The 6,805-nt window shown below is 59.9% G+C and carries 6 protein-coding genes and 1 tRNA gene; 3 read left to right on the top strand and 4 right to left on the bottom strand.

Going from position 1 to position 6,805, the window contains the following annotated elements:
- The first annotated feature begins 17 nt into the window (after positions 1–17).
- Positions 18–94 (top strand) — tRNA-Met (locus tag ACIGJE_RS32855).
- 191 nt (positions 95–285) lie between these two features.
- On the opposite strand, the gene ACIGJE_RS32850 is transcribed toward ACIGJE_RS32855, so the two are convergent.
- Genes ACIGJE_RS32850 through ACIGJE_RS32840 form a run of 3 tightly spaced genes read right to left on the bottom strand, consistent with a single transcriptional unit; the run spans position 286 to position 2,798 of the window.
- Positions 286–876: a DUF1349 domain-containing protein gene (locus ACIGJE_RS32850; RefSeq protein WP_440727768.1), complete on the bottom strand. Its 591-nt coding sequence runs from the start codon at positions 874–876 to the stop codon at positions 286–288.
- Positions 873–1,799, bottom strand: a complete 927-nt coding sequence (locus tag ACIGJE_RS32845; protein ID WP_367626397.1) for a sugar phosphate isomerase/epimerase family protein — start codon at positions 1,797–1,799, stop codon at positions 873–875. Before ACIGJE_RS32845 ends, ACIGJE_RS32850 begins: the two co-directional genes overlap by 4 nt.
- 42 nt (positions 1,800–1,841) lie before the next feature.
- Positions 1,842–2,798 (bottom strand): Gfo/Idh/MocA family protein, encoded by a 957-nt coding sequence (locus ACIGJE_RS32840; protein ID WP_367626396.1) that lies wholly within the window; start codon positions 2,796–2,798, stop codon positions 1,842–1,844.
- Positions 2,799–3,040: 242 nt separating this feature from the next.
- Between ACIGJE_RS32840 and ACIGJE_RS32835 the strand changes: the two genes are divergently transcribed.
- Entirely contained in the window at positions 3,041–3,793 is a 753-nt protein-coding gene (locus ACIGJE_RS32835) for a helix-turn-helix domain-containing protein (protein WP_483680759.1), read from the top strand.
- 23 nt (positions 3,794–3,816) lie between these two features.
- On the opposite strand, the gene ACIGJE_RS32830 is transcribed toward ACIGJE_RS32835, so the two are convergent.
- Positions 3,817–4,506, bottom strand: a complete 690-nt coding sequence (locus tag ACIGJE_RS32830) for a hypothetical protein (RefSeq protein ID WP_367626394.1) — start codon at positions 4,504–4,506, stop codon at positions 3,817–3,819.
- 407 nt (positions 4,507–4,913) lie between these two features.
- Between ACIGJE_RS32830 and ACIGJE_RS32825 the strand changes: the two genes are divergently transcribed.
- On the top strand, positions 4,914–6,716 hold the full coding sequence (locus ACIGJE_RS32825) for a thiamine pyrophosphate-binding protein (RefSeq protein ID WP_367626393.1): 1,803 nt from the start codon (positions 4,914–4,916) through the stop codon (positions 6,714–6,716).
- The last annotated feature ends 89 nt before the right edge of the window (positions 6,717–6,805 follow it).

Here is a 6,805-nt window from a genome sequence, read left to right as displayed (position 1 = left end):
TGCAAACAAATTCCTGCCGCGGGGTGGAGCAGCCCGGTAGCTCGTCAGGCTCATAACCTGAAGGCCGCAGGTTCAAATCCTGCCCCCGCAACCAATTCTGTCATAAATCAATTACCGTCCTGATTTGACCATCAGGGCTTTTTTGCGTTTCTGACCACGGCGGCGGAAACTGGACCCTCTGCGAGGCCCCGTCCGCTGTCATCCTCTCGGATGCCACCGGCGAGGCGATGCGGGTTGGCGACACCCACTCACCCCGGTTTGAAAGCCGACGGTGCTTGATGCCGTCTATTCCCCGTTGCGCAGATTTTCGATCCGGATCGGCGACAATCTCACATCTGACATCACTACGCGCGTGCCCTCTCCGGTCGGGGATTGCGCCCCGAGACCGATGCGGACCGGCCTTTGCCGGATGCCTGGTAGGGTGAAGACGCGCAGGAAGTGCCAATACCGTCCGTTTTCGGAGAAGTGGGCAGCGACGATTTTCCCGTCGCAATAAAGGCGAAGCCAGACATGGTCCCCATGATAGCTCGGGCCATCGGCGTCATCCGACGTTCCTCGGGTCACGACGCTGACGATCGTCGGCTTGCGGTTGGCGGAATATTCAAAGGCAACCTTCGCCCAGTTTTCCTCGTCGCATTGGATGAAGAGTGCACCAGCGTCATAGGGCGAGGCAAAGTCGACGGAAATTCTGGCAGAAAGAGAGAAGGCCTCGTGGGCGACCTCTTGTGTCAAGCGGATGACATTCGACAGGCGCGAGCCGTCCGACGGGTTGAAGAACCAATCCGTTTTGCCATCGGCAATAAGCTCGACAGTATCGTGACTGATCTCGGTGCGGCCATGCTGGCTGCCTTCCAGAAGCAGTGTCTCGAGCTTCATGTGTTTGTTCCTTCATTCTTCATCTGAGAACTGTCTGGTTGATCCAGAATCAGCCGCTCCATCAGGATTTTCAGGTCCCGAGCGACGGCATAGCTGTTGTCCTGATGCTGGCGCCTGCAGAAGAGCTCGCAGCTCCACCAGCCCGTATATCCGGTGGCCTTAACTGCATCGACCCAGCTTTTTAGATCGAGAGTGCCGCTTCCTGTGGGGACATCGCGCAAAGCGGCTTCATTCGGGATGCCGCCCAGATAGGGCAGGGAATCGCATAGATGCACGCCGTAGATGAGATTCTTGTCCAGCCGGGCGATCCGATCAGGGGTGTCGCCTGCGGTATAGGCATGCCAGAAATCGACGACCAGGCGAACGTTGTCACGCCCGCATCTGTCGATGACGCGCAACTGCGCGTCCATGCTGTTCAGCGGGGTCCAGGATAGAGCCTCGAGATAGACGATGAGCCCATGGTCTGCGGCAATATCGGCGACAGCACCGAGGTTCGCGGCGGTCAGGGTCGTCTGTTCCTCTTCGGGCAAGTCGATGAGACCCCGGTAGAGCTGCGGATAGCACCTGGCCGCTCCAGGCTCGAAAGCGCGTAGATCCAGAGGACCGGTAATCGCCTCGATCCCTCTCGCTCCCGCAGAGACCGCCAATTGACAGAGTTCTTCTGCCTCGCGCAGCATGTCGCCCCGACGCTTGCCCTGTCGTTCCAGATCGATCAGGAAGCCGATGCCGGGCACGCAGAGATCCGCGAGACGGTCGCGCAGATCGGTTTTGCTGAAGCCGGCGTCGAGAAAGGCGGCAATCTTGGCTCCGGAGCTTTCGAGGCCATCGAAGCCGAGGCTGCGTGCGATATCGATGTCGATGGCCAGCGTATTCCACCGCGAAGCCATCGAATGAAAGATCAACTGATTGGGTTTGGTTTCCATGTCTTGGAGGTCTCGGCTGTTGCAGGTGTGGGGGGGACGCCTTCACATGGTGATGGTGCGGCGTTTTCTGTCCGACGCCGCAAGCGCTTCGACCGTTCGCAGGGCCATGATGCAATCCTCGCCGCGGCATAACCACGGCGTGGGCTTGTGGATCGATGCGACAAAGCCTTCGACGGTGGTGCAATGGGCGTCCCGGTCTCTAACGGGGATCAGCTCGTTGCGTGCACCAAGGCGCCGCACCAGCGTGCCCGATGCTTTGCCGTTAAGGGTGCCGTGGGCGATCAACGCGCCCTGATCGCCGGCGAGCATGACCATGCTATCGAACTCGGCCGTGGTGACGCTCTCATAAGCCTGGAAAACGACATCACCGGCTAGGCGCATCGCATAGGCCATCTGCTGCCGGCGGCCGTCGCCGGGCGTTGTCGGCAGGGCAGAAACCTCGATTGGGTCCCGGCCCGTCAGGAAGCGGGCGAGATCGACGTCCTGCACGGACATGTCGAGAAGCAGGTCGGCGGGTTCTTCCAATGCCTCGCTTCTGCGGTTCGGCGACTGAGACGGTGCGCCGCGCATGATCAGGAGCGAGCGCAAGGCACCGATCTCGCCCTCGATCACCAGTCTGCCCATGGTTTGATGGATGTTGGAGGCACGTAGCGGTTGGTTCATGGCGAGGGCCACGCCCGAATGCGCGCAGCGCTCGACGAGAGCCCGCACAACGCGGCTCGTATCGGCAAGCGGGCCGTCGCACAGAACGTGCTTACCGGCTGCCGCTGCGGCCGAAACATAGTGTCCTCGTCGGCTACGGGCCGCACTGACATAGACGAAGCTCACTGCCGGATCGCTCAGCGCCTGCTGCGCCTCGGTCGACGTTCTCGGAATGCCCAGGTCTTCCGAGAAGGACTTGGCATAATCGTTGTTCCGGCTGACGACCCACAATGGTTCATGGCCAACCGAGCGGATTGCCGAAACCATATGTTCGGTGGCGATCGTGCCGGTTCCCATCACAGACCAGCCCGCTATTTGCATTGAATTCACAGCCAGAACCTCTTTCAGCCCGCGGTCAGGAGAGAGTGGCGGGGTTCAGGCCGGACCACAATTTCGCAGGCCGTTGAAGTCATTCTCACTATGACGTAGAATCTGCGTCAGGTCGCGTCAGATTGGGAGAGCAAGTGGTGGAACATCTGGGCAGGGATGGCGGCGCTCTTGCAGCCAATCTGAGGACATTGTGCGACCGGCACGGGTCCGTGGCAGCCGTCTGCCGCAAGATCAATGTTAACCGGCAGCAATTCAATAAATATCTGTCGGGTGCGCATGTTCCTTCCGCCACCAATTTGCGCATCATCGCCAATTATTTCGGCCTGAGCGTAGCGATACTTTTCACGGATCCGGATGAATTCCGCACGCTTGTCGATGGAAACTTTTTCCATGCCATGGCCACGGCTCGCCAGCTGCCGGAGTTCTCCCGCTTCGTCTCCAGCATGATCGTCGAAAACAATGCCGATCATAACGATATTGTCGGTGTTTATGATCGCTATCAGTTTTCTTCGATCTATAAGGGCTTCGTCCTTAAATCCGCCTTCTGTATCTATAGAAACAAGGAATTTCTTCAACATTATTATGTGGAGAGGTTTCCGAGCTTCGACGATCCGTCCAAGATCGAATATGTCTTCAAATATTACGGTTTCTGCTTCCCAGTTGCCGACCGTCTGTTCACCGCCGATTTCGAAGGCATTCAGTCCAATGAAATGACGTTCGGCGTCTACGCCCAGGTGAAACGCAACTCGAAGAAGTTCATGTTCGGCATTGCGAGCGGCGTTGCGGCGAATGTCTTTCGCCAGCCTTATTCGACCAAGGTTGCGCTGCATTATCGCGGGCCCGGCCTGCTGCGCCGCGAGCATCTGAAGGCCCTTACCGTCATGGATCGCAATGATCCGGCGATTCCGCGTGAGGCGCTTCAATATCTCGGCGATGGATCGGACATGATCCAGATGAGTTGAAGTTGCCTATCGCCGTTCGACGCTCAGGGGTGGAGTTCGATGGCGAGCCAGATGCTGTCTGTCTCGGCGTAATAGCGATGCCACGGATAGGTCCATTGATTAGGGCCGGTGACGCGGCAGAACGGATCGTGCGAATAGCCGATCGGCATCACGACGTCCTCGTAGATCGTCGACGGATCACGCTCCTTGAATTTCTGCATACGGCCGATGCCGTGGATCTGCGTGTGGGTCTCGAGAAAGGGATGCTCGTTGTGGATGAAGCAGTCCGTATCGCCCGGTGACCACCACAGGTTCAGCTTCAAGGTGAAATCCTGTGCGACCTGTGCGGCCGCTAACTCGTTGGTGAAGACGCGGGGATCGACGGTTACGCGGCCGACCTCATCCTGTGCCGAGATGAAGAGCGGCGTGTCGCGCGGAAAACTGCGAATGCGGTTGCCGAGCCAGTCCCAGCCACGGAACATGCAGCCGCCCAGATTTGTCGGCCTGACCACCTTGATGAGAACAGCGCGGTTGGCCGACCGGATGCAGCCGCCCTTGAGCCAGGTCGACTTCCAGGCCGGCACGATGGCAGGGTGATCGTCCCCTGTCACCATGGCAGAAGGGCTGATATTGACGACGACGGCGTCCGAGACTTCGTAGTCGGCCACATTCTCCACCAGCTTGGCGATGATGAAATCATCGGCAAAGGCCAGGTCTCTCGTCTGGTTCTGCATGGCGCAGTCTCTCCTCGTCCATGACGTCTTGCCTTGCAGAAAGCCACACCGCGCGCGTGCACAAAATTGCGCGCATCGATTTTATTCGACGCATTATGAAGCAAACAGAGGTGCTTGTTGCGAAGGGAGAGGGCACGATCGAGGTACTTTTCGGCGGGGGCCGCCGCCATTGCTGGCGGGCAAGACAGGTGCCCGTCCTGGCAATGACGAGAGGGACCCCAGCCGCCATCACCATAAGCGAGCGACGCAAAGCGAACCCAGCTACGCGTCATCCTGCGTCAGTGAATCGTTGCCTGCGAACTTGTAAGCATTGCTGCTCCGCCAAAGAATAAGCCATCGTTGGAGGGCAGGGTGTTTGCAGACAACCCTCCAGCTCGAAATCACAACGAGCAGTGAGGGATGGTCCAATGAAGTTGACGGGCGGGCAGGTTGTTGCCAGGGCGCTGAAGGAGTATGGCGTAAGCTATGTGGCCGGTGTGCCCGGCCATGGTATCTGGTCCTTGTTCGACGCCTTTCTGGAGGAAGGTTCGCAGCTTCCCTTCATCCAGGTCATGCATGAGCAGAGTGCCGTCCACATGGCCGACGGTTATTTCCGGGCCAGCGGTCGCCCGATGGCATGCTCGACCTCGGTCGGCCCAGGTGCCGCCAACACCATCATCGGCCTGGCGACGGCCTATTGCGACTCCACCTCGCTGTTCTATGTCTCGGGTTCGCCGCAGACCTATATGCATGGTCATGGCACCATGCAGGAATTGGAGCGCCAGCAGGACAACGCCTTTGCCCGCATCACCGAGCAGGTCACCAAGCGCGCCTGGCAGGCCCATTCCGTTCAGGTGCTGCCGAGCATCATGCACCGCGCCTTCAATGCCATGCTGACCGGCCGGCCCGGTCCTGTCCATGTCGAAGTGCCGATGGACGTGCAGGTCGAAGCGGCCGAGGTGACCATCCATCCCTTGGACAAGCGCCTGCCGATCGGCATCGCCTATCCCGACCCCAAAGCGATCGAGGCTGCCGTCAAGCTGCTATTGACGGCCGAGCGGCCGGTGATCGTCGCCGGTGGCGGCGCCATTACCGCCAATGCGTCGGCTGAATTGACGCGCTTGGCCGAAAAGCTTGGCGCGGCCGTTTCCATCACCTGGAACGGCAAGGGCGCCATTTCGGAAGACCACGCTCTGTTCATCGGCGCCGTTGGCCAGACCGGCACGACCTGCGGCAACGCGATCACGGCCTCCGCCGACGTCGTCGTCTCCGTCGGCTGCCGCTTCACCGACTGGTCGGCCTCCTCCTATGCCAAGGGCGTGTCTTTTTCGATCCCGTCGGCAAAGCTGATCCATATCGATCTCGATCCGCGCGAGATCGGCAAGAATTACGAGACAGAAGTCGGGATCGTCGCCGATGCGAGGGTCACGCTCGAGGCGCTCCTGTCGCTGATCTCCGAGGCCGAGTCGTCCAGGATGCTGGCGCGCCGCGAAACATTCCTGGCCGATGTGCAGAAGGCCAAGGCCGACTGGGAGGCGCAGGTTGCTCCGCGCATCAACAGCCGCGAAACCCCCTTTACCTCCCAGCGTCCGCTGGCCGCCTTGCGCAAGGTTCTCGATCGCAACGGCGTCGTCGTGGTCGGTTCGGGTAATACGCAGGGCTCGGTCAAGCAGAGCTTCCCGGTCTATGAACCGCGCACGCATCTGACATCCGGATCGTATTCGCCGATGGGTTGGGCGGTACCGGCCGCACTCGGCGCCAAGCTCGCCTGTCCCGACCGCCAGGTCGTGGCGATCGTCGGCGATGGCGATTTCATGATGTCCCTGCCGGAAATGGGGACGGCGGTGATGAACGGTATCAACACTGTCTTCCTCGTGCTCAACAACAGTGGCTACATGTCGATCCGCGGCGGACAACGGAAATTCATGGGCCGCCATGTCGCCTCTGAATTCAATCACCATTCCGGCAATGGCGAGCCTTATTCCGCGGATATCGCCGCCTCGGCCCGCGCTTTCGGCCTGCAGGCCTGGAAGGTCGAGAAGGACGAAGATCTGGAAAGCAGCCTGAAGGCGGCGCTGGAATGCGGCGGACCGGCCCTGGTCGAGGTCATCGTGTCGCGCGATGCGGCGGGGCCCTTTGCCACGGGCTGGTGGGATTTTCCCTCGCCGGCCTATTACGAGAAAGAACAGGCCGCCTATGCCGAGATGCGTGCCCGTGAACAGCATCTCTAGATGACCCGGGGGGCGTAGCACCCCCGATTCCATCCTCTCTCATCCCTTTGCAGTGCGGAACGCCTCGTTTCCGCAAACCAAGGTTCATT

The organism is Labrys sp. E2SS-1L, from assembly GCF_057073705.1.
This window is presented reverse-complemented; position numbering and strand designations above follow the sequence as displayed.